The 23,617-nt window shown below is 37.5% G+C and carries 23 protein-coding genes and 2 tRNA genes; 18 read left to right on the top strand and 7 right to left on the bottom strand.

The window, feature by feature from the left end:
- The first annotated feature begins 46 nt into the window (after positions 1–46).
- Complete coding sequence (locus I215_RS08355; protein ID WP_008991529.1) at positions 47–1,030, top strand: helix-turn-helix domain-containing protein; 984 nt, start codon at positions 47–49, stop codon at positions 1,028–1,030.
- Between the two features lie 72 nt (positions 1,031–1,102).
- On the opposite strand, the gene kdsA is transcribed toward I215_RS08355, so the two are convergent.
- Positions 1,103–1,936, bottom strand: coding sequence for a 3-deoxy-8-phosphooctulonate synthase (kdsA, locus tag I215_RS08360; protein WP_008991530.1), 834 nt, complete (start codon positions 1,934–1,936; stop codon positions 1,103–1,105).
- A 144-nt stretch (positions 1,937–2,080) separates the two neighbouring features.
- Between kdsA and I215_RS08365 the strand changes: the two genes are divergently transcribed.
- Positions 2,081–2,662 carry a PhnA domain-containing protein gene (locus tag I215_RS08365; protein WP_008991531.1) on the top strand — a complete coding sequence of 194 codons (582 nt, stop codon included), beginning with the start codon at positions 2,081–2,083 and terminating at the stop codon, positions 2,660–2,662.
- Between the two features lie 28 nt (positions 2,663–2,690).
- Here I215_RS08365 and yidD read toward each other — a convergent pair whose 3' ends face one another.
- The 3 genes from yidD to folE are packed head-to-tail and all read right to left on the bottom strand — an operon-like array spanning position 2,691 to position 5,172.
- Positions 2,691–2,915, bottom strand: a complete 225-nt coding sequence (gene yidD, locus I215_RS08370; protein WP_008991532.1) for a membrane protein insertion efficiency factor YidD — start codon at positions 2,913–2,915, stop codon at positions 2,691–2,693.
- A 33-nt stretch (positions 2,916–2,948) separates the two neighbouring features.
- Positions 2,949–4,433 (bottom strand): cysteine--tRNA ligase, encoded by a 1,485-nt coding sequence (cysS, locus tag I215_RS08375; protein WP_008991533.1) that lies wholly within the window; start codon positions 4,431–4,433, stop codon positions 2,949–2,951.
- Between the two features lie 58 nt (positions 4,434–4,491).
- Positions 4,492–5,172 carry a GTP cyclohydrolase I FolE gene (gene folE / locus I215_RS08380; protein ID WP_008991534.1) on the bottom strand — a complete coding sequence of 227 codons (681 nt, stop codon included), beginning with the start codon at positions 5,170–5,172 and terminating at the stop codon, positions 4,492–4,494.
- 299 nt (positions 5,173–5,471) lie between these two features.
- Between folE and I215_RS08385 the strand changes: the two genes are divergently transcribed.
- Positions 5,472–5,909: an SRPBCC family protein gene (locus I215_RS08385; RefSeq protein WP_008991535.1), complete on the top strand. Its 438-nt coding sequence runs from the start codon at positions 5,472–5,474 to the stop codon at positions 5,907–5,909.
- A 24-nt stretch (positions 5,910–5,933) separates the two neighbouring features.
- On the opposite strand, the gene I215_RS08390 is transcribed toward I215_RS08385, so the two are convergent.
- Positions 5,934–7,460 carry an OmpP1/FadL family transporter gene (locus tag I215_RS08390; RefSeq protein WP_008991536.1) on the bottom strand — a complete coding sequence of 509 codons (1,527 nt, stop codon included), beginning with the start codon at positions 7,458–7,460 and terminating at the stop codon, positions 5,934–5,936.
- A 21-nt stretch (positions 7,461–7,481) separates the two neighbouring features.
- Positions 7,482–8,651, bottom strand: coding sequence for a hypothetical protein (locus I215_RS16155; protein WP_156800236.1), 1,170 nt, complete (start codon positions 8,649–8,651; stop codon positions 7,482–7,484).
- A 99-nt stretch (positions 8,652–8,750) separates the two neighbouring features.
- Here I215_RS16155 and proS point away from each other — a divergent pair, with 99 nt between their 5' ends.
- The 13 genes from proS (at position 8,751) to guaB (ending at position 20,728) form a co-directional block, all read left to right on the top strand.
- Positions 8,751–10,226, top strand: a complete 1,476-nt coding sequence (gene proS / locus I215_RS08410) for a proline--tRNA ligase (RefSeq protein ID WP_008991538.1) — start codon at positions 8,751–8,753, stop codon at positions 10,224–10,226.
- Between the two features lie 85 nt (positions 10,227–10,311).
- Positions 10,312–10,383, top strand: a tRNA-Glu gene (locus I215_RS08415).
- Positions 10,384–10,439: 56 nt separating this feature from the next.
- Positions 10,440–10,511: transfer RNA gene (locus I215_RS08420), tRNA-Glu, on the top strand.
- Between the two features lie 61 nt (positions 10,512–10,572).
- The gene (rpsT, locus tag I215_RS08425) at positions 10,573–10,824 is read left to right on the top strand and encodes a 30S ribosomal protein S20 (protein ID WP_008991539.1); all 252 of its coding nucleotides are present in this window, start codon (positions 10,573–10,575) and stop codon (positions 10,822–10,824) included.
- A 115-nt stretch (positions 10,825–10,939) separates the two neighbouring features.
- On the top strand, positions 10,940–11,872 hold the full coding sequence (locus I215_RS08430; RefSeq protein ID WP_008991540.1) for a peptidylprolyl isomerase: 933 nt from the start codon (positions 10,940–10,942) through the stop codon (positions 11,870–11,872).
- A gap of 487 nt (positions 11,873–12,359) precedes the next feature.
- Positions 12,360–13,574, top strand: coding sequence for an ATP-binding protein (locus I215_RS08435; RefSeq protein WP_156800237.1), 1,215 nt, complete (start codon positions 12,360–12,362; stop codon positions 13,572–13,574).
- A gap of 298 nt (positions 13,575–13,872) precedes the next feature.
- Positions 13,873–14,994, top strand: a complete 1,122-nt coding sequence (locus tag I215_RS08440) for an ATP-binding protein (RefSeq protein ID WP_008991542.1) — start codon at positions 13,873–13,875, stop codon at positions 14,992–14,994.
- A 248-nt stretch (positions 14,995–15,242) separates the two neighbouring features.
- Complete coding sequence (locus I215_RS08445) at positions 15,243–15,785, top strand: YfiT family bacillithiol transferase (RefSeq protein WP_008991543.1); 543 nt, start codon at positions 15,243–15,245, stop codon at positions 15,783–15,785.
- Positions 15,786–15,857: 72 nt separating this feature from the next.
- Complete coding sequence (locus I215_RS08450) at positions 15,858–16,874, top strand: quinone-dependent dihydroorotate dehydrogenase (RefSeq protein WP_008991544.1); 1,017 nt, start codon at positions 15,858–15,860, stop codon at positions 16,872–16,874.
- A gap of 3 nt (positions 16,875–16,877) precedes the next feature.
- Positions 16,878–17,495: a LysE family translocator gene (locus I215_RS08455; RefSeq protein WP_008991545.1), complete on the top strand. Its 618-nt coding sequence runs from the start codon at positions 16,878–16,880 to the stop codon at positions 17,493–17,495.
- A gap of 95 nt (positions 17,496–17,590) precedes the next feature.
- Positions 17,591–18,253, top strand: a complete 663-nt coding sequence (locus I215_RS08460) for an HAD family hydrolase (protein ID WP_008991546.1) — start codon at positions 17,591–17,593, stop codon at positions 18,251–18,253.
- Positions 18,250–19,113: a hydroxymethylglutaryl-CoA lyase gene (locus tag I215_RS08465; protein WP_008991547.1), complete on the top strand. Its 864-nt coding sequence runs from the start codon at positions 18,250–18,252 to the stop codon at positions 19,111–19,113. The genes I215_RS08460 and I215_RS08465 overlap by 4 nt, the downstream gene beginning before the upstream one ends.
- A gap of 142 nt (positions 19,114–19,255) precedes the next feature.
- Positions 19,256–20,728, top strand: coding sequence for an IMP dehydrogenase (guaB, locus tag I215_RS08470; RefSeq protein ID WP_008991548.1), 1,473 nt, complete (start codon positions 19,256–19,258; stop codon positions 20,726–20,728).
- Positions 20,729–20,882: 154 nt separating this feature from the next.
- Here the strand turns inward: guaB and I215_RS08475 are convergent, their stop codons facing one another.
- Entirely contained in the window at positions 20,883–21,122 is a 240-nt protein-coding gene (locus tag I215_RS08475; RefSeq protein ID WP_008991549.1) for a hypothetical protein, read from the bottom strand.
- Between the two features lie 125 nt (positions 21,123–21,247).
- Here I215_RS08475 and I215_RS08480 point away from each other — a divergent pair, with 125 nt between their 5' ends.
- Both I215_RS08480 and I215_RS08485 read left to right on the top strand, forming a co-directional pair.
- Positions 21,248–22,132 carry a peptidylprolyl isomerase gene (locus tag I215_RS08480; protein WP_040460070.1) on the top strand — a complete coding sequence of 295 codons (885 nt, stop codon included), beginning with the start codon at positions 21,248–21,250 and terminating at the stop codon, positions 22,130–22,132.
- A gap of 2 nt (positions 22,133–22,134) precedes the next feature.
- On the top strand, positions 22,135–23,616 hold the full coding sequence (locus tag I215_RS08485; RefSeq protein WP_156800238.1) for a peptidylprolyl isomerase: 1,482 nt from the start codon (positions 22,135–22,137) through the stop codon (positions 23,614–23,616).
- Position 23,617 lies beyond the last annotated feature (1 nt).

Here is a 23,617-nt window from a genome sequence, read left to right on the forward strand (position 1 = left end):
TCAGGATGCAAATTTAACTAAGCATTTACTGTATTAATGACGCGATATGGAGAAAAAAAGACGTGATTTTATAAACTGTGAATTGCTCAATCTCACCAAGCTTAATGAGAGTTTCCTCAACTCAATTGCTAAGCCCTGTGAATCAAGGAGTAATTCAGAGTATTTTTCAGAATATATCGTTAAAAAGCAGTTTGGAAAAGGACGTATATCGTTATTTAAACACCAAGGTGTGGCGTTACAATTTAGCCAGTTTGAGCTTATTCGTGATCTTGTGTGTTATATGGAAGAAGATCAGGAATTCTTAGAACTTTCATTTTTAATAGAAGGTGAGAAGATTATTTCCATGCGCGGCAGTTCGGATATCATTCACGAGAGTCAAGAGGCCTATACGGTAGAAAATACCCAATTTAAAGGGTATGTGCGTATCTCCGGGGCAAGACCTTTTCGAGAATTTAGAATTCGTTTGTCAAAAGACTATTTAAAATCCAAAGGATGTTACCAACTTCCTGTTCTTAAATCTCTGGGCCAAAGTGGTGTCATTCATTCTATTTCCAATGAAATTTTAGAAGTTTTGATGTCTTTTGAACTTACTGGCCTTTCAAAACTCTCAGGGCGACTCTATGCGGAGGCTAAGATTTTAGAACTTTTAGCCATGGAGGTCGGAATCTACGAAAAAGGACAGGTGATCGTAAAAGGAAATAGCCAGGATAAGGTACTTAAAAAACTATACAGCGCACGTCAATTGATGCTAAGTAATTTACATCAAAATCTGTCCATACGTGAGATATCCAGAGAAATGGCCATTAACGAATACATGCTTAAGAAGGAATTCAAACGCGTTTTTGGATATTCCATCAATGAGTTCTACGCCAAAGAAAAAATGAATAAAGCCAAGGAATTATTAAAATCTACCCAGCGGCCGATCTATGAAATCGCTGGTGAGATCGGATATAAAAATGCGACCCATTTTAGCGCAGCCTTTAAACGGTTCTTTGGAAGTACTCCAAAGAATTTTAGGAGTGCCATTTAAAGAGTTTGAGAAAAAATAAATGCCATACTTTTTAGCATGGCATTATAATTATTTTATTGATTTTCAGTTATTTTAAAGCTTTATATCCTCAAAGCTATTGACCGTTTTACGAAGATCTGTTAGCTGGGTAAGTAGCTTTTCTGCAAGATCTAAATGCAACATGTTTGCTCCGTCACTTTTAGCATTGGCTGGATCAAAATGTGTTTCCATAAAGATACCATCTACTCCTGCTGCGATACCTGCCTTGGCAATGGTGCCAATTAGTTCAGGCCGTCCTCCAGTTACACCACTACTTTGGTTAGGCTGTTGTAATGAATGGGTTACATCCAAGACTATTGGTGCGTATTGTTTCATGGTAGGAACTCCTCTAAAATCAACGACCATGTCTTGATATCCATACATGCTTCCTCGGTCGGTAATAATGACTTGCTCATTATTAGAATCCAGTATTTTTTGAACCGCATGTTTCATGCTCTCTGGGCTCATAAATTGACCTTTTTTCAAATTAATTGTTTTTCCTGTTTCTGCAGCAGCTACAAGTAAATCAGTTTGACGAACTAAAAATGCTGGAATTTGAAGGATATCCACATACTGTGCTGCTAAGTCAGCATCACTTTCTTTATGAATATCGGTGATCGTTGGTAGACCAAATTCTTTAGACACTTTTGCTAATATCTTTAAAGCTTTTTCATCCCCTATGCCTGTGAAGGAATCAATGCGGCTTCTGTTTGCCTTTTTAAAACTTCCCTTAAATACATAAGGGATTCCTAGCTTATCAGTAATTCCAGCCATTTTCTCTGCAATCCTCATAGCCATATCTTCCCCTTCGATAGCACAAGGCCCAGCAAAAAGGAAGAAGTTGTTCTTATCGGTGTGTTTTATCTGTGGTATTTTATTTAAATCCATTGTCAATTGTATTTGTACCCTGCAAAGATACGAAGAATCTCAAAGTTGATCTGCGGTAAAATTAAGTGCAAAAATTTTAGTTTTAACTAAGGGGTAGTTTCTTTTAAATGCTTTGGCTATTTTAGCGCCTTAAAATTTGATCATATGAGCTTAGAGGAAAATCTTAAACAGCGTAGTGGAGGTAGTTGTGAATTAAGTAACACAACTGAAAACTTAAAGGTGTATCAGGTCGATTATAATGGACAGACTAATGATGAAAGAAGTATTTTAATCAGCGAAAAATGTATCGCTCAGATAGATAAGACAGAGGAGGCCGATAGTACTTTTTGGGAACCTATATTACCTATTTCGATGTGGAGTGAAATTCCAGCTATAAAGGTGATTTCTTGGAGGATGCTTCAGCGATTTAGAAATGAAAGCTGGGCAGTGGACGCCTTGGAGATGATTTATCTTGAGGAACAAGAATTAGAGTGGGCAAAAGAATCGGGTGATCATCTTAATGATGCAGGAGGGAAGCTTCATAAGGATAGTAATGGTAATATTCTTCAAAATGGAGATACGGTTACGTTAATTAAAGATCTTGATGTAAAGGGATCTTCTTTAAACGCCAAGATTGGAACCGCAGTTCGAAACATTCGTTTAGTTCACGATAATCCAGAACAAATCGAAGGAAAGGTCGAAGGACAAATGATTGTTATTTTGACAAAATTTGTCAAAAGACAGTAAAGCTAACTAAAAACACACAGGGTCTTTTCTAAGGAACGGGATCGTAGCCTGAGCCGCCCCAAGGGCCACAGCTGGAAATTCGTTTAATAGCTAGCCATCCTCCTTTAAAGAGACCGTGTTTTTTCAAGGCTTCAATGGTGTATTGAGAACATGTAGGGGAATACCTGCATGCTGCTGGGGTCAATGGAGAAATGACCCCTTGGTATACCCTAACTAAAAAAATAAAAGGGGCTATGATGATCTTTTTGATCATGACTTTAAAAGTTTTTTCGGCCAAAGACTTCCCTTACTGAAAATCGAAGGTCGTTCCTTCCTTTGCATCCTTTAATGCCACTCCTAAGGCTGCAAGTTCATCTCTAATTTTATCTGAGGTAGAAAAATCTCTATTAGCTCTTGCCTCAGCGCGCAATTGAATTAAAAGCTCAATAGTGCCATTGAGTCTTTCAGTGGAACTATCCTGAGCGATACTCTCATCAACAAGACCTAAAACATCAAAGATAAATCCTTTCATGGTCTTTTGTAGAAGATTCAGGTCATCCTGGGTAATTTGAGCCTTTTTATCCTTTATAAGATTAACCTGTTTGACTGCTTCAAATAGGTGAGCAATTAAAATTGGGCTATTGAAATCGTCATTCATTGCTTGGTAACACTGCTGTCTCCACTTGGCAACATCAAAATCCGAACTGCTTGATACCTCAAGCTGTGATAAAGAGTTGTAGGCCTCAAGGAGCCTATTGAATCCTTTCTCAGAGGCCAAAAGGGCATCGTTGCTAAAATCTAATATACTTCTGTAATGTGCCTGAAGCATAAAGAAGCGCGTTACTGAAGGGGTGAAAGACTTGCTTAGGATATCATTGTTCCCTGAGAATATCTCATTGGGAAGTATATTGTTTCCAGTGGATTTGGCCATCTTTTTCCCATTTAAGGTCAAGAGATTGGCATGCATCCAATAATTTACAGGACTTTTACCCGTGGCTGCTTGTGCTTGGGCAATTTCACATTCGTGATGTGGGAATTTAAGATCCATTCCGCCACCGTGTATATCAAATTGTTCTCCAAGGTATTTAGAACTCATGGTTGTACATTCTAAATGCCAGCCTGGGAATCCATCGCTCCAAGGCGACGGCCAACGCATGATATGCTGAGGTTCCGCCTTTTTCCAAAGTGCAAAATCCTGTGGATTTTTTTTCTCAGATTGACCTGCGGTTTCTCTGGTGTTATGGATGAGATCTTCGATATTTCTCTTACTCAACGCTCCGTAGTGATTGGTCTTATTGTATTTTAAGACGTCAAAATATACAGATCCATTGACAATGTACCCAAAGCCATTATCGATAATTTCTTTTATAATCTCAATTTGTTCAATAATATGCCCTGTCGCAGTGGGTTCAATACTTGGAGGCAAGTTATTGAAACGCATTAAGGTGTTGTGGAAATCAACCGTATAACGTTGAACCACTTCCATCGGTTCAATTTGTTCTAATCTTGCTTTTTTGGCAATACGATCTTCACCCACATCCGCGTCATTTTCCAAATGTCCGGCATCGGTGATATTTCGTACATAACGAACCTTATATCCCAGGTGCTTTAAGTAGCGAAAAACCAAATCAAAAGAGATAAAGGTTCTACAGTTTCCTAAGTGTACATTACTATATACAGTAGGACCACAGACATACATGCCTATATAGCCTTCTGTAATAGATTTAAAAACTTCTTTTTCTGAGGAAATTGAATTGTAGATTTTTAACTCGTTTTCTTGATATGCCTGCATGCTACTTTTGGATCGTTTTTGTTATACGTTGTATTTTCAGGGGTGTTTTAAAAAGATCTTAGAATTCAGTATCCAGTTTAATATAATCCAAAAACTCTCTACGAACAGCATTGTCTTTGAATTTACCTCCGAACTCGGCTGTAACTGTACTACTCTCAATATCGCGAATTCCTCTTGAATTCACGCATAGGTGTTTGGCATCGATCACACAGGCCACATCTTTGGTATTCAAGGCTCTTTGTAACTCCTGAACGATCTGCATGGTCATACGTTCTTGAACTTGTGGTCTTTTGGCGAAATAATCGACGATACGATTCATTTTAGATAGACCTACTACCGAACCATTGGAAATATAGGCAATATGTGCGCGTCCGACAATGGGTAATAAGTGATGCTCACAGGTAGAATATACTGTAATGTTTTTCTCCACTAGCATTTCTCCATATTTGTATTTATTGGAGAAGGTAGAGGCCTTTGGTCTTCGATCAGGATGCAGCCCAGCAAAAATTTCTTTGACAAACATTTTAGCCACCCTTCTTGGAGTCCCTCTAAGGCTGTCATCAGTTAGGTCCAGTCCTAGAGTTTCTAAAATGGTATACATCTGGGACTCTATTTGTTCTATTTTCTGATCATCTGACAATTCAAAAGCATCGGCTCTCATAGGTGTTTCTGCTGCTGATGATACGTGATCATTTCCTAAATCTTCATAATGATCCTCTAACGCTTTGTCTATTTTCATGTGCATGTTTTTTATAAAAAAGAATTAAAATTTAACTGTTCTTTGTAATTTTAGGGAAACCGACCGTACAAATATAATTCATTCACAAATGCATCCTTGGCGCGATCTCTAAAAATTGAGTGCAAAGATACGTAATTAGGATTGAATCCCTATTTTAATTCACTATCGCTTTTGTTGTTTTAAAGCTTAAGCTTCACAATTCGAGCGATCTACTAGGTGTAACGCCAGTCTAAAGAACATTAGTTGTAATTTTTAGTCAAAACTTTCGTTTTGCTAACAAACATTTAAAAATAAAATCGATGAATGATGCTATTGAAGTGAATCTTATACTCAATTCTCCCATAGAAACCATTTGGGATGCGATTACAAAGCCAGAAATTATGGAGAAGTGGTATTTTAAGGTGCATGGTTTTGAACTTAAACATCGCTGTGAATTTTATTTTTACGAACCCAGTGGAGAGAATTTCAAACATGTTTGTAAGATCTTAGAAGTAGAACCTCTAAGGCGTCTTCGTCATACATGGACCTATCCGGAGATCAGCAAAGGAGTCTCCATAGTGAGTTGGGATTTATTTAAAGAAGGTTCCTATACCTGTATTCGCTTAAGACATCAGGGAGTAGAAAACTTTCAAGACGGTAGCGATGCTTTATCTGTTGAAAGTTTTGAGGCAGGCTGGGAAGATATTGTAAAAAGAAGCCTTCCAGACTACCTCAAAAGTACTTTATATAAACGTTGATTTTTTTAAATTTTCTCTCTTTTTTTACATGGTAAAGGTGTAGGAAAGTACCACCCGCGTTCTTTTTTCATCAAAATAAGATGTTGAGGTAAGTCCTGTATCGTATAAGGGGATATTGTAGTCTCTTTGAGATTGACTAAACCCTAAATCCAATCGAGACGTTCCGAAAGTATATCCTATCCCAGCGGAGTATCCATTGAGATCTCCCATAGTGAAGCCATCTGCATAAGGACTTTCCTCGAAGCGATACCCAGCTCTTAGACTGAGCTTGTCTAGGCGATATTCACCACCTAATCTTACCGTGGAAGTAGCCTTGAACTCATCAGCGATCAACTCATTTTCTTCTCCAAAATAGGCATCATTGTTTGGCTTTAGCTTGGCCTTAGCCATGTCTTGATATTGATAATCAACACTAATTAGTCCATTTGATCCAAATACAAAAGCCATACTACCGGTCCATATTCCTGGTATTTGTATCTTATAATCTGGAAATACTAAGGTAGTGTGTGGTGTGTTTTCAGAATAGAGAAGCTCTGTGGAAGACGCATCCTGGTAGTAATCAGTGTTTATACGCTGAAATAACTCATCGGTCATTGAATACCAAGTTGGCGATTGATAGCTCGCACCAAGGCGGATCAAATCATTAACCTTTGCGATACCACCTAAATTAAATGAAAACCCATTTCCATAAGTAAATAGTTCGTTATCAAATTGTACATATTGCAAGTTCGATGCATCTGAGTAACCCTCTTCATCGAAACGGGTAATTTTTTCGCGCTCTACACTGTGGAAGTTAAGACCAGCTCCAAAATAAAATTGATCGGTAAATTGGGTTGCAAAATTTACCATAAACTTGCTGTTGAAACCCGAGGTGTATACATGTTGATTATGGTAAAGGCTATTGCCAAAAGCAGCGTTGGAGACATATTGGGTCTGATCTTCATTTTCACTTACTGGATTAATGATGTAGTTTTGGTAGCCTAAAAGTGCTTGTTGCGCTGGGTAACCATAGCTATAACCTAAATCAATATAACGATCTGTAACATTTTCCCCGCTAAAAACTTCCAACTCATTTAAAGGAACCCCTTGGGCATTGTTTACAAAATAATCTGCAATGGAACTATTGCCATTACCACTGATAAGGTACTCGTTTTCAAAGCTGTTGTTAAGTTCGTAACCCACAGCTAAGGAGAATTTTTTCCAAGGAGAATTAGACATGTTGTTAAAGACAAATACACCACCTGCTTGGTTAAACTGTAGATCTGAAACATCAGTTTTATTCTGCTCATTGAAATAACGTCCTTTATTGTTTAGCCCGTAATATCCTGCTGATACTGTAAAAGCAGAAGTGTTAAAGACTGCTGATCCTGCAGGGTTTATATTAAGTGCAGAAAGGTCGCCGCCAAGGGCTCCAAAAGCTCCACTCATACTTTGAAAACGCGCTGTTCCGTTTAAATCATCATCTCCATAAAGGGCAACGTCATGTCTGTTTTGGGCGTATATTGAGCCTGCTGCCCAAAGGACTGCTATGGTTAAAATATATTTCTTCATGGGTAATTTTTTTGTTAAAAATTATCTTCGACTACTTCTACTACCTGAACTTCTAGTACCGCTACTACTTCTAGAGGAGCTTCCAGAGGATCTCGAATAGGTGTTTCCACTACTTCTTGTTGTCGAAGGTCTAGAGTAGGTGTTTGAGCTTCTGTTAGAGGAATTCGACCTTGAATAGGTTGAATTTCTATTAGAGTTGGTAGAGCGAGACGACCTGTTGTAGGTGTTGTTACTACTACGACTGTTTCTCGAATAGGTAGAATTGTCAGTTCCTCTAGAACTGTTTCTAGTAGAATACCCTGGGTTTCTGCTATATCTTCCATCTACACCAACTCGAGAAGAGTTTGAGTAGCCACTATTTCTAGTGGAGGTTCTTTGACCTTGACGATATCCATTCTGATCAGATGATCTTGAATATCCTCTCGAGGTTCTAGAATAACCATCAGAGACTCTGCTTGAAGTTCTTTCGTATCTATTAACTGCTGTGCTTGTTCTAGCGTAATATCCTCGTCTTGAGTTTGTATAAGCATAACTTCTTGAATAATGAGGTCTGTGATATGGATAGTAATAATGTCCATAGTACGAGCCATATCCATAATAGGGGTTGTAATATCCTCTATATCCGTAACCCCAGTAGGGACTACCCCATCCCCATCCATAATAGGATGGACCCCAATATGGGTAATGTCCTCCCCATCCATAGTAGCCACCATAACCATAATAGCCACTCCATCCGTAATAACCACTCCATCCGAAATTGTTATATACGTTTACGATGGTTTGCTCAGGGTTGTCACCCCAACCAGGATTTCCTCCATTGTAGTTATTTGTGTATTGTTGTACTATTGCTGTGCTATCAACTGCGGCGCTGCTGTAACTATCAACGTCAGTGAAGACTTCATTTTCTTTTCTGTATTCCATGGCCTGACCTAAAACTTCGGCTTGGCTTCCAAAGTAGCTTTGATAATCACTGATAACAACAGGATTAGTAGCATTTTGATCGCTTCTTTGCGTTTGTCTAGTCTGAGGCGCAGACTCTGTAGAGGTGCCTTGGTTGTTGTCTGAATATATGCCATCAGTACTTCCGTAGGTTGCTTGTTGGTATGAGCCACAAGAACTCAAGAGCATGCCGATGACAAAAACAACCGAGTATGCTTTAAAGTTAATATGTGTATATGGTGCTTTCATCATTGCAATTTTTTATTGTTGAACATAACAAAAATAGTTAGTTTTGCCAAACTATTCATTTCATTTAACTAAGGTACAAGATTTGTGCCAAACTACTGTAACATGGCAAAGAATTTAACGAGTCGAGAAGAGGATTATTCGAAATGGTATAACGAACTGGTTGTAAAAGCGGATCTCGCTGAGAACTCTGCAGTTAGGGGTTGTATGGTCATTAAGCCCTATGGATACGCCATATGGGAAAAGATGCAAGCGGAGCTTGACCGAATGTTTAAAGAAACAGGACATCAGAACGCATATTTCCCGTTATTTATTCCAAAATCGTTTTTAAGTAAAGAAGCGGACCATGTAGAAGGCTTTGCTAAAGAATGTGCAGTAGTGACCCATTACCGTTTAAAAAATGATGAAAATGGTGGGGGGGTAGTAGTGGATCCAGATGCTAAATTAGAAGAAGAGCTTATTGTAAGACCTACTTCAGAAACCATTATTTGGGATACCTACAGAAAATGGGTTCAGTCCTATCGGGACTTGCCGATTTTAGTCAATCAATGGGCGAATGTGGTACGTTGGGAGATGCGAACTCGTTTGTTTTTAAGAACTGCCGAATTCTTATGGCAAGAAGGACATACGGCTCATGAAACCAAAGAAGAAGCAGTTAAAGAGGCAGAACAAATGATGAATGTCTATGCTGACTTCGCTGAGAACTTTATGGGTGTTCCAGTAATAAAAGGAACAAAAACCGATAGCGAACGATTTGCAGGGGCTTTGGAGACCTACTGTATCGAAGCTTTGATGCAAGACGGTAAAGCATTACAAGCGGGTACATCACACTTTTTGGGACAGAATTTTGCCAAAGCATTTGATGTAAAATTTGCTACTCGCCAAGGGAAACAAGAACATGTTTGGGCTACTTCGTGGGGGGTGTCTACACGATTGATGGGAGCACTTATTATGACTCATAGCGATGATAATGGGTTAGTATTACCTCCCAAACTTGCTCCAATTCAGGTAGTGATTGTTCCAATCTATAAAGGGCAAGAGCAACTTGATGCCATTAGCCAACGCGTTGAGCCATTTATAAAAGAAATGAGGGCTAAGGGAATTTCGGTAAAATTTGATGATAGAGATACTCAAAAGCCAGGTTGGAAATTTAATGAGTACGAATTAAAGGGAGTGCCACTTCGTCTGGCTATCGGAATGCGAGATATGGAGAACAATACCTTTGAGGTTGCTCGTAGAGATACTTTGACTAAAGAATCTGTATCCATGGATGGCATAGTTGATCGTCTTGAAGAGCTGCTAAATCAAATGCAGGAGAATATCTATCAAAAAGCTTTAGATTATAGAGATGCTCATATTACAGAGGTTGATACTTTTGAGGAGTTTAAAACCTTATTAGAGACCAAAGGAGGGTTTTTGTCTGCTCATTGGGATGGAACAGAGGAAACAGAGGCTAAAATAAAAGAATTGACCAAAGCAAGTATCCGTTGTATCGCCTTAGATGCTAAGGAGGAAAATGGTAGTTGTATTTACTCAGGTAAGCCTTCGAAAAGGCGCGTTCTCTTTGCAAAAGCGTACTAATTTCAAAATTTTTAAAAATTTTAATTATTACTATTGCATGATTTAAAAATAGTTGTATTTTTGCATCCGCATTTGAGAAAATAATGGTCCGTTCGTCTAGGGGTTAGGACGCCAGGTTTTCATCCTGGTAACAGGGGTTCGATTCCCCTACGGACTACTAAAGAAAAGAGTTCTTTAAAATAACGTGAAATCAAAAATTTCACAATTAATTTTGGTCCGTTCGTCTAGGGGTTAGGACGCCAGGTTTTCATCCTGGTAACAGGGGTTCGATTCCCCTACGGACTACAGGTAAACAATTAAGCAGATAGAAATCTGTACATTTGTAAAAATTTTATAACGTAGTAAGATGGCAAATCACAAATCGGCATTAAAGAGAGTTAGAAGAAACGAAGCCGTTCGTTTAAGAAATAGATATCAACATAAGACCGTGCGTAATGCAATTAAGAAATTACGTGGGATTGAAGATAAGAGTGAAGCAGAAGCTTTATTGCCTTCAGTATATGGAATGATTGATAGATTGGCTAAGAAAAATATTATCCACGCAAACAAAGCGGGGAACTTAAAATCTGGTTTGACTAAAAGCGTAAACGCTCTTTAATCAAATTCATTATTTTATAGGTATAAAATTGCTCCGCATTTACGTGGGGCTTTTTTTATTTAAAAAACAAAAATTACTCCAAGACCTTGGGAGTGATCTTAAAAAAATAGAACTTATGGATAACGGAATTTACGCAAAATTTGGTACCACTAAGGGTGAGATCTTAGTGAAGCTAACTTATGATAAAACTCCTGGTACGGTAGGGAACTTTGTCGCTTTGGCGGAAGGAAATATGGAAAACAGTGTAAAGTCACAAGGGCAGCCGTATTACAATGGATTAAACTTTCATCGAGTTATTAATGACTTTATGATTCAGGGAGGGTGTCCACTTGGAACTGGAACAGGAGATGCAGGCTACAAGTTCGACGATGAATTTCATCCAGAACTAAGACACGACAAGCCTGGAGTGCTTTCTATGGCCAATGCAGGACCTGGTACCAATGGATCTCAGTTCTTTATTACCCATGTTGCTACACCATGGTTGGATGATAAGCATTCGGTTTTTGGATTCGTAGAGAGTGGACAGGATGTAGTGGATGCTATTGAACAAGGTGATAAACTTGAAACTCTTACCATTGTCCGCGTAGGTGAGGATGCTCAGAAGTGGAATGCTATCGAAGCTTTTAGAACCTTTGAAGGAGAAAGAGAAAGAAGAATTGCAGAGGCTAAAAGACAAGCTGAGGAAGCTTTGGATAAGTTAGCAGCTGGATTTGAAAGTACTGATTCTGGTCTTCGTTATATGATCATTCAAAAAGGTGACGGTCCTAAAGCAGAAAAAGGTCAAATGGTTTCTGTACATTATAAAGGACAATTACAGGATGGTCAGGTATTTGACTCATCATACGCTAGAAAGCAACCTATTGATTTTACCTTAGGTATTGGTCAGGTAATTTCTGGATGGGACGAAGGTGTTGGATTATTACAAGTTGGTGATAAAGCACGCTTTGTGATTCCACCGCATTTAGGGTATGGTTCGCGTGGAGCTGGAGGCGTTATTCCACCAGATGCGATTCTTATCTTTGATGTTGAACTTATGAAGGTGAAATAATTCCTAAAAAAGGAAAATCACATAATAATAAATCACAAAAAAACGGAATTTCCAACAAAGGATCTTCCGTTTTTTTTTGTGTTGTTTATTGATAGTAAGCAGGTTTTATTGTATAATGATTAACCGAGTCTTTATTAGTGGCCCTGGTATTCTCATCTACTTAATAGGTGTACTTTTTAAACCTTTTTAATACTTTCTTGGTTTCACGCGGATGACTCAAAGTATAGTTGGGGGATAAAAATGTATTATTTGCAAACCACCTTTAATTCGAAATAATTACAACTGTATTTTTCAGCTATAGACGAAAATATTGTCCAAATACATCAAAAATTCTTTTATAAAAGATGATTAGACAAAATTTAATAAAATTTTCTAGTTAAGACGAAATATTTGTATACTTGAGTATATATTTCAGGTATGGAAGATAGATTTGAAGCATTGAGAAAATTATAATTTTTGGGACGGGAATTTACCACCACTTGGTTTTTTGCGTAAATCATACACGGATAATATTCTGAGTTATAGTAATAACAAGCTTATTAAGGTGATTGTTGGACAGAGACGCGTAGGTAAAAGCTATGTTCTAAGACAAATAGCTAATCAGTTAATGTCTAATGGTGTGAATCCTAATAATATATTTTATTTTAATAAGGAGTTTATAGACTTTGATTTTGTTCTTCATTATTCTGATTTAGAAGAAGTAGTTAAGAAATACAAGACACAACTTAATCCTGAAGGGAAAATATATTTGCTTATAGATGAAATACAAAATATTTCAGAGTGGGAGCGATTTGTAAATTCATACTCACAAGATTTTACTTCAGAATATGAATTGTACATAAGTGGCTCAAACTCAAAAATGCTATCCGGAGAATTAGCAACTTTACTTTCTGGACGATATGTTGCTTTTGAAGTTTTTCCATTCAGTTTTAGGGAGTACTTAGGGATAACTAACCAAAAACTAACTAAACAATCTTTCGTTAATTACATGGAAAGTGGGGGGTTGCCTGAATTCTTTAGCTTGTCAAACGAAGAAACTAAAAGGCACTACACAGCTTCAGTGATAGACACCGTTTTGTTGCGTGATATTATCCAGCATTTCTCGGTAAAAGATCCAAAGTTGTTGGAAGATGTGTTTGTGTATCTAGTTAATAACGCCTCTAATTTAGTTTCTATTAACAAGGTTGTAAATTTCATGGAGACTAGGGGAAGGAAAACCACCTATGATACCGTTGCAAATTATATTGGGTATATAGAGGACGCCTTCTTGATGCATAAAGCTGAACGATTCGATATTAAAGGTAAAGATACGATTTCAGGAACGAGTAAGTACTATGCTAACGACCTAGCTTTTAAGAATTACTTATTTAGTGGATTTGATTATGGAATTGGTTATAAATTGGAAAACCTAATTTATCTCGAACTTCGTCGAGCTGGTTATGAGGTCTATGTTGGTTTAATACGAAATAGGGAGGTTGATTTTGTTGCGAAAAAGGCTAATGATGTCTTGTATGTGCAATGTGCTTATTTAATAGTTGACCAACATACGGTTAAACGTGAGTACGCATCACTTGAAATGATAGAAGATAATTACACTAAAATAGTAGTTTCCTTAGATGATGTTCAACTTCCACAAAATAAAGGGATAAAACATATTCAGGCATGGAGATTACATGAGTTTCTTGCCCTTGAGAGGATGTAAATTGGAAACTCTGATAAAAGGTGCAGATTGTGTTGTTTCTTATCATCAGCTATAAAAAAGGTAATTTGTTAGAGGCCAAAACTCAGGCACTTGTTAATACAACTATAAAGTAAGACATCGTCAAAAATATATAAAATGTAGGATAGCGGGTGTTTAATCAAATCCCTTTTTATTATAATAATAAAGGATTCTAATCCATAAATATCATGATTAAAACGGATTTCAATCCATAAATATCATGATTAAAACGGATTTTAATCCATAAATATTATATATTTGTTAGAAAACAACTTGAAATATGATAAATCGTACACTGCATCAAAAGATACAAAAGCGCCTCTTTAAGGGAAAGGCTATAATTATTTTTGGGCCAAGACAATCTGGAAAATCAACGTTAGTTGAAGGTGTTTTGCGTGATAAAGATTATTTATACCTTAATGGGGATGATGCTGACATACGTGACGTTTTGACTAATACCACTGCTACAAAATTAAAAACTGTAATCGGCCAGAGAAAGTTGGTCTTTATTGATGAAGCTCAACGTATACCTAACATTGGCTTAACTCTAAAATTAATCACCGATCAGATAAAAACCGTCCAAGTTATTGCTACTGGATCATCTGCATTTGAACTTTCAAGTCAAATCAATGAACCGCTAACAGGCCGTAAATATGAATTTATGCTTTATCCCTTAAGTTTTGATGAAATGGTAAAGCATCATGGTTTAGTAGAGGAAAGGAGAATGATAGAGCACCGACTTATTTATGGATACTACCCTGAAATCGTATCAAAAAGCGGTGAAGAAGGCGAGCTACTTAAATTACTTGCAAATAGCTACCTATACAAAGACCTTCTTATGCTGGACCAAATAAAAAAACCACTAATCCTTACAAAACTTTTAAAAGCCTTAGCATTACAGATAGGTAGTGAAGTAAATTATAACGAAATCGCCCAAATCATCGGGAGTGATCCTAAAACGGCTGATAAATATGTAGATCTACTGGAAAAAACTTTCGTCGTTTTCCGTTTGCCAGCATATAGTAGAAATGTACGTAATGAAATTAAAAAAAGTAAAAAGGTTTACTTTTACGATTGTGGAATTCGCAATGCTATAATCGGAAACTTTAATCCTATTCGTTCCAGGACAGATGTAGGAGCTTTATGGGAGAACTTCGTTATCTCAGAGCGTCTTAAGCACAGAGAGTACAACAATATCGATGCTGATCACTATTTTTGGCGCACAACTCAACAACAAGAAATAGACTTCATTGAAGAAACTTACCACAGCCTGCATGCTTATGAATTCAAGTGGTCTGAAAAGGCAAAAGCAAAATTCCCATCAACCTTTTCAACAAACTATTCTCAAGCTAAATTTAAAATCATTACCCCTAAGAATGTTGAAGAATTTTTACTTGAGTAAAACAGTATATTATTTGGTTTGAAAGAGAGTTCAGTGTCTGTATTTTTTTGATTGAACCATGCTTTTTAAAAGTCTGTAGTGGTGTAGGTAATATCAATGTTGTGCGGTTTTGATATGAGCTTAGAAATTCAATGTTGAATTAAGGTTATTTTCTTTAGCTTAAGTACTTATTATAAGTTTCCAAACTTTAAGAATAATTTGCTTAGACCTGATGCTTATTCCCAATATGGGTTTGTTATATTTGCCGTATGGCAAAACAAGATTTAGAATCCATGAAATATCCAATCGGGAGGCTACAGTTTCCCGATAATTATACCGATAGGAATATAAAACAATGGATATCAACCATTGAGAAATTCCCGCAGCAACTCGAAAATCTGGTTGAAGATTTTGATGATTTGCAGTTGGATACGCCTTATCGACCTGAAGGTTGGACTGTTCGCCAGGTAATTCATCATATGGCAGATAGCCATCTAAACGCCTATATAAGGTTTAAATGGACCCTTACTGAAGACAAGCCAACAATAAAAGTCTATCATGAGGATAGATGGGCCATTTTGCATGATGCCAAAGATGCAGATATTGATATCTCACTAAGTCTTATTGAATCTCTTCATGCTCGTTGGGTGTATATGTTGAAGAATTTGACAAGTGATCAACTTAAGAGAACTTTTATTCATCCTGAAAAAAAAGAAATTAGCATCGTTCAATTAATTGCAATGTATGCATGGCACAGTGAACATCATTTAGCACATATCACTTCCCTTGCCAAACGAGAGGACTGGATCTAAGAGAATAATTCCCTGAAAAATAGTTTGAAGTTATTAGGTTTCAAGTATTTTTGTGCAAACTTCAAAGTACCTATGTATAAATTAATTATTCGACCGATACTTTTTCAATTTGATCCTGAAAAAATACATCATTTTAGTTTTGCTGCAATTTCCTTTTTAAACAAAATACCAGGTGTCTCTGCTTTGATTCGCGCCATGTTTTGTGTAGAGGATAAAAGATTGGAACGAGAGGTATTTGGTTTGAAATTTAAAAACCCTGTTGGACTTGCAGCCGGTTTTGATAAGAATGCTAGTCTTTTTAATGAACTGAGTAATTTCGGATTTGGTTTTGTCGAAATAGGAACTCTTACACCTGTAGGCCAACCTGGGAATCCTAAAAAGCGACTGTTTCGCTTAAAAGAAGACCAAGGTATTATTAATCGAATGGGATTTAATAATGAAGGTATTAAAGATGCCGTAGAGCGACTCAAGCGCAATAAAGGTGTTCTTATTGGTGGAAATATTGGAAAAAATAAAAACACTCCTAATGAGGCGGCAATTTCTGATTACACTATATGTTTTGAAGCACTATACCCATATGTAGATTACTTTGTAGTGAATGTTTCTTCGCCTAATACACCTAATTTAAGAGCCTTGCAGGATAAAGAACCATTAACAGCACTGCTGGGCCAATTACAGCTGCTCAATAAAACAAAAGATAAACCGAAACCAATTCTTTTAAAGATAGCACCAGATTTAACCAATGAACAACTTATGGATATTGTTGCTATAGTCACCCAGACAAAAATAGCGGGTGTAATCGCTACCAATACCACAATTTCAAGGACAGCATTACAATCTGAAAATAAAAAAGAAACAGGAGGCTTAAGTGGTGCTCCATTAAAAGATCGATCCACGGAAGTTATTCGATTTTTAAGTCAAGCCAGCCATCAGGGGTTTCCAATAATTGGTGTTGGTGGGATTCACAGTGCAGAGGACGCACTTGAAAAGCTTGAGGCAGGAGCTTCATTGGTGCAGATTTACACTGGATTTATTTACCAAGGCCCAGGACTTATAAAAAGCATCAATAAGGCTATTTTAAAAAAATAAAACTTGAATTGGGAAACTCTATACCTATTTAGTTTAGCTTCCGCGCTTTTAGCCTTGGCACCTGGTCCAGACAATATATTCGTGATGGTTCAAAGTATGGTTCATGGAGTTAAAAGCGGGCTAGTAACAACTTTTGGACTGATAAGTGGTTGCCTGGTTCATACCTCATTAGTAGCCTTTGGGGTTTCTTCATTAATCCAACAATCAGAAGTCGCTTTAACTGTTCTAAAAATTGTGGGAGCGTTCTATTTGTTGCTACTTGCTTATAAGGTGTTTAAGAGTGAAGCTACTATTTCAATTGATGCATCATCTGAAGATCTACAATCCTTCACGGCTTTGTATTTTAAAGGATTCATGATGAATGTGTTAAACCCTAAGGTAGCCTTATTCTTTTTAGCATTTTTTCCAGGTTTTCTATTTCATCAGGAGCTAAGTATGGTTAAGCAATTTTTTGTGCTAGGACTACTTTTTATGGTCGTATCACTTATTGTGTTTTCAGCCTTAGCCTTCTTATCGGGCAGAATATCCAGTTATTTAAAGGGACAGAAAAATGCTGCTAAGGTGCTAAAATGGATGCAAATAGTGGTCTTTGTCGGTATCGCGATATTTATATTGTTGTAGGGCTTTGATTTTTGGTATAAGTATAGCAATGGGCTAAAATGTGTACTTGTATAAGCAGCAAAGGATGATTACCTTTGATTAAAACGTATGTAATTTTGATTAAAGATCATTTTATTTTTGATATGGATGGGGTGTTGATTGATAGCGAGCCAGCCCATCAACAAATATTCAAAAAAGTATTCGAGGAATTAAACTTAGAGTTTTCGCTTGCGTATCACCATAGGTTAGTCGGAATGGCTGCAGTTCCTATGTGGGAAAAGATCCGTTCAGATTTTCAAATTCAAACAGACGCAAGAGAATTGATGAACTTTCACAAGGAATTTATGTACGTGGAGATAAAAGAGTTGGATATCCAATTGGTGCCAGGGGCCCTTGAGCTGCTGGATCAATTGCAGCAAATGGGAGTGAAAATGTCGCTGGCCTCTTCCTCTGCACAAAAGCTGATACATCACTTTGTTGATAAATTTGGTATACGGTCAAAATTTGATTTTTTAGTTAGCGGAGAATCACTTACCCGTAGTAAGCCATTTCCGGATATATTTTTAATGGTAGCTGAGCTTTATAATAAGGAGCCGGATCATTTTATAGTTATTGAAGATAGTAATAATGGAGTAAGGGCTGCCAAAGCAGCAGAGATGAAATGCATAGGGTATAAAAACCCAAATTCTGGGCAGCAGGATTTAACTTTGGCCGATGAGCTTATAAACTCCTTTTCAGAATTAACCCAGCAAAAAATTAAGGACCTTACAAATTTATGAATCGAGTCAAACTCATAGAATGTCCACGAGATGCCATGCAAGGAATAAAGGATTTTATTCCTACAGAGAGAAAGGTGCAGTACATTCAGGCTATTTTACGCTGTGGATTTGATGCGGTTGATTTTGGAAGCTTTGTCTCTCCAAAGGCAATACCACAGATGCGAGATACCGCCGAGGTGCTCGGTCAGTTAGACCTTAGTGCAACTCGAAGCAAACTATTGGCAATTGTAGCTAATGTAAGAGGGGCAGAAGATGCGATTAAATATCCAGAAATTACTTACCTAGGTTATCCTTTTTCGATTTCAGAGAACTTTCAAATGAGAAATACTCATAAGACCATTGCAGAAAGTATTGAAGTTCTAAAACGAATTCTTGAATTGGCGCATAAGAATGATAAGCAAGTGGTTGCCTATCTTTCCATGGGATTCGGAAACCCTTATGGGGATCCATGGGATGTCGATATCGTGGCAGGTTGGACTGAAAAGCTCTCTGTTATGGGGGTGAAAATACTTTCCCTCTCAGATACTGTAGGAAGTTCAACGCCCGATTCTATAAACTATCTGTTTTCTAATCTAATCCCATCCTATCCAGAGATTGAATTTGGAGCGCACTTGCATACTACCCCGCATGCTTGGCATGAAAAGGTAGATGCGGCCTATAACTCAGGATGTCGAAGATTCGATGGGGCTATACAAGGTTATGGGGGTTGTCCTATGGCTGCCGATGCCCTTACAGGCAATATGCCTACTGAAAAATTGATCTCTTATCTTACTGCCGTAAAGGCTCAATTTCATGTGGGCGCCATGAGTTTTGAGAGCGCCTATAACGAAGCGATTAAGGTTTTTAGTCATTATCATTGATACCTGCAGTGTTTTGACTTAAATTTTACAAGATTCTTTATATTAAAGCCAAAATTATCCATATGGCAATAAAATGCTAAATTGTTAAAATCTAAATAAAAAAAGCAGTACATTTGCGTGCAACTAAATGACAAGTTGCAATATGGAAGCTCACAATGCAAAGTTTGTTGGCGAAGGATTAACTTACGACGATGTACTACTCGTTCCGAATTATTCTGAAGTTCTACCGCGTGAGGTCAACATTCAAACGAAATTCACAAAAAACATTACCATTAATGTACCTATAGTATCCGCTGCAATGGATACGGTAACTGAAAGTAGGATGGCTATTGCCATGGCTAGAGAAGGAGGAATAGGTGTACTGCACAAAAACATGACTATTGAGCAGCAAGCCCTTAAGGTTCGTAGAGTTAAGCGAGCGGAGAGCGGAATGATCATAGATCCAGTTACCTTGCCTTTAACTGCAACGGTAGAGGATGCAAAAAATAGCATGAAAGAGCATAGCATTGGAGGAATTCCAGTGGTGGATAAATTCGGTCACCTAAAAGGGATTGTTACAAATAGAGATTTGAGGTTTGAAAAAAACAACAATCGTGCTATAGTTGAGGTGATGACTCATGAAAATTTAGTCACTGCAGGTGAAGGTACTTCCCTGCACGATGCTGAAGAAATTTTACAGGAGCACAAGATTGAAAAACTACCTGTTGTCAATGGTGATAACAAACTAGTAGGTCTTATTACCTTTAGAGATATCACAAAACTTACCCAAAAACCAATAGCTAATAAAGATATTTTCGGAAGACTTAGAGTGGCGGCTGCCATTGGGGTTACCGCGGATGCTTTTGAAAGAGCAGAGGCTCTTGTCAACGCTGGTGTTGACGCTATTGTAATTGATACTGCTCACGGGCATACCAAAGGTGTGGTAGGGATTTTAAAAGAAGTTAAAGAGGAGTTCCCTGATCTCGAAGTAATTGTTGGGAATATTGCTACTGGTGAAGCAGCTAAATTTCTTGTCAAACACGGTGCTGATGCGGTAAAAGTTGGAATTGGGCCAGGATCTATTTGTACCACAAGGGTGGTAGCTGGAGTTGGATATCCACAATTTTCTGCCGTTTTAGAAGTTGCTACAGCTCTAAAAGGAACTGGTATACCAGTGATTGCTGATGGTGGAATTCGATATACTGGAGATATTCCAAAAGCTATTGCTGCAGGAGCTGATTGTGTGATGTTAGGGTCACTATTAGCTGGTACTAAAGAATCGCCAGGAGAAACCATTATCTACGATGGTAGAAAATATAAATCCTACCGAGGAATGGGGTCAGTAGAGGCAATGCAACACGGAAGTAAAGACCGATATTTCCAAGACGTAGAAGACGATCTTAAAAAACTTGTTCCAGAAGGAATTGTTGGTAGAGTACCTTATAAAGGTGAATTAGTGGAGAGTATGCATCAATTCATAGGAGGTCTTAGGGCTGGTATGGGTTATTGTGGTGCTGAAAGTATCAAAGCGTTAAAGGAAAATGGACGTTTTGTGAAAATCACATCTAGTGGAATTAATGAAAGTCACCCTCATGATGTAACGATCACCAACGAGGCACCTAATTACAGTAGGTAATTATAGAGCGAAATAATTTTATTTTATAATATATAAAAAGAGCATTTTGGATCATCTTAAAATGCTCTTTTATATTTTTCTAAGGAGTATTCAAAAAATGCTCATGATCATAGTCAGATTGCAGAGAATATTCGAATTTTAGATTCAAGTGCAGTTATAGGGAAACTTTTTGTCCTCGATGAGGTTTTAAAGCTGCTCTGAGCTGATCGACATAACCCATTTCCACAATTAGATAAACCAAGCTGTGCCCTTTCTCTATAGGGGTTTCTGTTCCGATTTCTTTAAAAGGAATCTGATCTCGTGATAAAAATTCTTTAAGGTGGATCTCAAAATGATTGGCAGTGCTGTGACCATCTTCTCCCATAAAATCCCATATCATTTTTACATATTCCATATGCGCGTAGTTGTTTTAGTTTTCAAAATTAACTAAAAATTCTTTGCTAAAACTGTCTTATAGCGTTGTTAAAATGCTTGAATACATTGGCTGAATTATTATTTTTGTCAGAATTAAGGTTTCCCATGATATCAACATACAAGAATAAAATCAGTATCGGGATTACAATACTCCTTCTAGCGTCATGCAATTACTTCTCATCAGAGTCAATTGCGAATCCCATCGCTAGGGTAGGTGAGTCCTATTTGGTGCTTTCAGATTTGAACAAAATCATACCGGATAATCTTTCCCCTGAAGATAGCACGATTTTGGCTAATAATTATATTCAGGACTGGGCCCAACAGCAACTAATGCTATCAAGAGCAAAGCTGAATATTCCAGAGATGAAGCAACAGGAGTTTGAAGATTTGGTAAAACAATACAGAGCTGATTTATACATCAATGCTTATAAGGAAGGATTGGTAGCCAAGTCCATGGATAAACAAGTCTCTCATATGGAATTAGAGACTTATTATGAGAACCACAAGGAGAACTTTAAGCTCAATGAGCGTTTGGTGAAAATACGGTATATAAATGTGGCAAATGATTATGATAATATAAATCAATTACGCGCTGCAATCCGGCGGTTTAACCACGAGGATAAACAACTATTGGAGTCCCTTGCAATTACCTTTAAGTCCTATTCACTCAATGATAGTACATGGGTGAAGTCCTCTTCTATTATACAGAAATTACCAAAGATCACTATGGACAATAGCGAAAGTTATCTAAAAAAGTCACATTTCTTTGAGCTTTCCGATTCTTTAGGAGTATATTTGGTCACTGTAAATGAAGTGCTTGGACGTAATGACATAGCTCCTTTAGAGTATGTAGAACCGACAGTACGAAAGATTATATTGAATAAAAGAAAGTTGGATTTTATCAAGAACCTAGAAAGGGAGCTCTTAGATGAGGCCACTGGAAATAAAGAATTTGAAATTTTTGAATTAAAACAAGATTCTAAACAATGAGAATGAAAGGACTATTCACTGTTTTATATTTATCAATATTAAGTGTGGCTCCGATGATGGGGCAAGAAAATAACGCCACGGAATCCATGGCTACTGCCGAACTGGAAGCTCAAGATGATCTTGCTTTGGCTGTTTCTGACTCTGCCCAAATAGATACCTTAGCTGCTGCTTCAGTAGATACTATACAGGTTGTAGATAACAAAAGGGAGAAGGTTGATGGTGTTGTTTCTGTAGTAGGAGAATATGTGATTTTAGAATCTGATATTGATAAAAGTTTTATCGATATGCAAACCCAAGGGGTTTCGACAGATAATATCACAAGATGCCAGGTATTAGGAAGATTGATGGAAGATAAAATGTATGCCCATCAAGCTATCCAAGATAGTATATTGGTTTCTGACACAGAAATTAGTGGGATTGTAGATCGTAAAATGGAGTTTTTTGTCAGCCAAGTAGGGTCGATGGAAAAATTATTGCAATACTACCGTAAAGATAGCGAGCAAAGTCTTAGAGAAGAAATGACTGAGTTAGAAAAAGCGATACAACTATCTCAGCGTATGCAAGCCAAAGTTGTTGAAGAAATCGAGATTACTCCTGAAGAAGTACGCCAATGGTATAATGGATTAGACCAAGATGAGCTACCTGTATTTGGAGATGAGGTAGAAATAGCTCAAATTGTTAAAATCCCTGAGCCCACCGAGGAAGCTGTACAAGAGACCATCGATAAATTAAATTCTTTTAAACAAGATGTGTTGGAAAACGGGTCTAGTTTTGCCATTAAACAAACCCTTTATTCAGAGGATCCAGGTAAGAGTGAAAATGGTGGGGTATATGTACTTACTAAAAACGCTGGATTTGTTCAAGAATTTAAAGATGCCGCTTTCAGTCTTCCAGAAGGCGCGATCTCAGAGCCTTTCAAAAGTGATTTTGGATGGCATATTTTACAGGTTGAAAAAATTAGAGGGCAGGAACGAGTAGTTCGTCATATACTACTTCGTCCTAAGATTTCTCAGGAGTCCATTGAAGAAACTAAAAAGGAACTAGCGGATATCCGTCAAAAAGTTATCGATGGGGAATTTACATTCTCAGAGGCAGCTCGTAATTTTTCAGATGAAAAAGAGACTAGATTTGAAGGTGGGGTGCTAAGAAATCCACAAACCTTTGATACCAAGTTTGAGCTTACCAAAATGGATCCAACGCTTTATTCGCAAATCAACCCGCTAAAAGGGGACGAGATATCTCAACCATTGTTAGAGGAGACCCGAACTGGAATTCAGTTTAAACTCCTAAAGGTGATTTCAAGACACGAAGCACATAAAGCCGATTATGCCAAAGATTATATTAAAATTAAAGAATTGGCTCTTAAGGAAAAACAACTTAATGAAATCGGTAAATGGATGGAAGGAAAAATTGAAGATACTTATATAAGTGTAGCCCCAGGAAACCGCGATTGTGATTTTGCCAATAACTGGTTGAAGAAATAAT

This window comes from Galbibacter marinus (assembly GCF_000300875.1).
Classification (GTDB): domain Bacteria; phylum Bacteroidota; class Bacteroidia; order Flavobacteriales; family Flavobacteriaceae; genus Galbibacter; species Galbibacter marinus.

What these genes read in the sequence shown, in the direction of transcription:
- I215_RS08355 (WP_008991529.1), top strand. Translation starts at nt 47, where the DNA reads ATGGAGAAAAAAAGACGTGATTTTATAAACTGTGAATTGCTCAATCTC.
- kdsA (WP_008991530.1), bottom strand. Translation starts at nt 1,936, where the DNA reads ATGGATTTAAATAAAATACCACAGATAAAACACACCGATAAGAACAAC.
- I215_RS08365 (WP_008991531.1), top strand. Translation starts at nt 2,081, where the DNA reads ATGAGCTTAGAGGAAAATCTTAAACAGCGTAGTGGAGGTAGTTGTGAA.
- yidD (WP_008991532.1), bottom strand. Translation starts at nt 2,915, where the DNA reads ATGATCAAAAAGATCATCATAGCCCCTTTTATTTTTTTAGTTAGGGTA.
- cysS (WP_008991533.1), bottom strand. Translation starts at nt 4,433, where the DNA reads ATGCAGGCATATCAAGAAAACGAGTTAAAAATCTACAATTCAATTTCC.
- folE (WP_008991534.1), bottom strand. Translation starts at nt 5,172, where the DNA reads ATGAAAATAGACAAAGCGTTAGAGGATCATTATGAAGATTTAGGAAAT.
- I215_RS08385 (WP_008991535.1), top strand. Translation starts at nt 5,472, where the DNA reads ATGAATGATGCTATTGAAGTGAATCTTATACTCAATTCTCCCATAGAA.
- I215_RS08390 (WP_008991536.1), bottom strand. Translation starts at nt 7,460, where the DNA reads ATGAAGAAATATATTTTAACCATAGCAGTCCTTTGGGCAGCAGGCTCA.
- I215_RS16155 (WP_156800236.1), bottom strand. Translation starts at nt 8,651, where the DNA reads ATGATGAAAGCACCATATACACATATTAACTTTAAAGCATACTCGGTT.
- proS (WP_008991538.1), top strand. Translation starts at nt 8,751, where the DNA reads ATGGCAAAGAATTTAACGAGTCGAGAAGAGGATTATTCGAAATGGTAT.
- rpsT (WP_008991539.1), top strand. Translation starts at nt 10,573, where the DNA reads ATGGCAAATCACAAATCGGCATTAAAGAGAGTTAGAAGAAACGAAGCC.
- I215_RS08430 (WP_008991540.1), top strand. Translation starts at nt 10,940, where the DNA reads ATGGATAACGGAATTTACGCAAAATTTGGTACCACTAAGGGTGAGATC.
- I215_RS08440 (WP_008991542.1), top strand. Translation starts at nt 13,873, where the DNA reads ATGATAAATCGTACACTGCATCAAAAGATACAAAAGCGCCTCTTTAAG.
- I215_RS08445 (WP_008991543.1), top strand. Translation starts at nt 15,243, where the DNA reads ATGGCAAAACAAGATTTAGAATCCATGAAATATCCAATCGGGAGGCTA.
- I215_RS08450 (WP_008991544.1), top strand. Translation starts at nt 15,858, where the DNA reads ATGTATAAATTAATTATTCGACCGATACTTTTTCAATTTGATCCTGAA.
- I215_RS08465 (WP_008991547.1), top strand. Translation starts at nt 18,250, where the DNA reads ATGAATCGAGTCAAACTCATAGAATGTCCACGAGATGCCATGCAAGGA.
- guaB (WP_008991548.1), top strand. Translation starts at nt 19,256, where the DNA reads ATGGAAGCTCACAATGCAAAGTTTGTTGGCGAAGGATTAACTTACGAC.
- I215_RS08475 (WP_008991549.1), bottom strand. Translation starts at nt 21,122, where the DNA reads ATGGAATATGTAAAAATGATATGGGATTTTATGGGAGAAGATGGTCAC.
- I215_RS08480 (WP_040460070.1), top strand. Translation starts at nt 21,248, where the DNA reads ATGATATCAACATACAAGAATAAAATCAGTATCGGGATTACAATACTC.
- I215_RS08485 (WP_156800238.1), top strand. Translation starts at nt 22,135, where the DNA reads ATGAAAGGACTATTCACTGTTTTATATTTATCAATATTAAGTGTGGCT.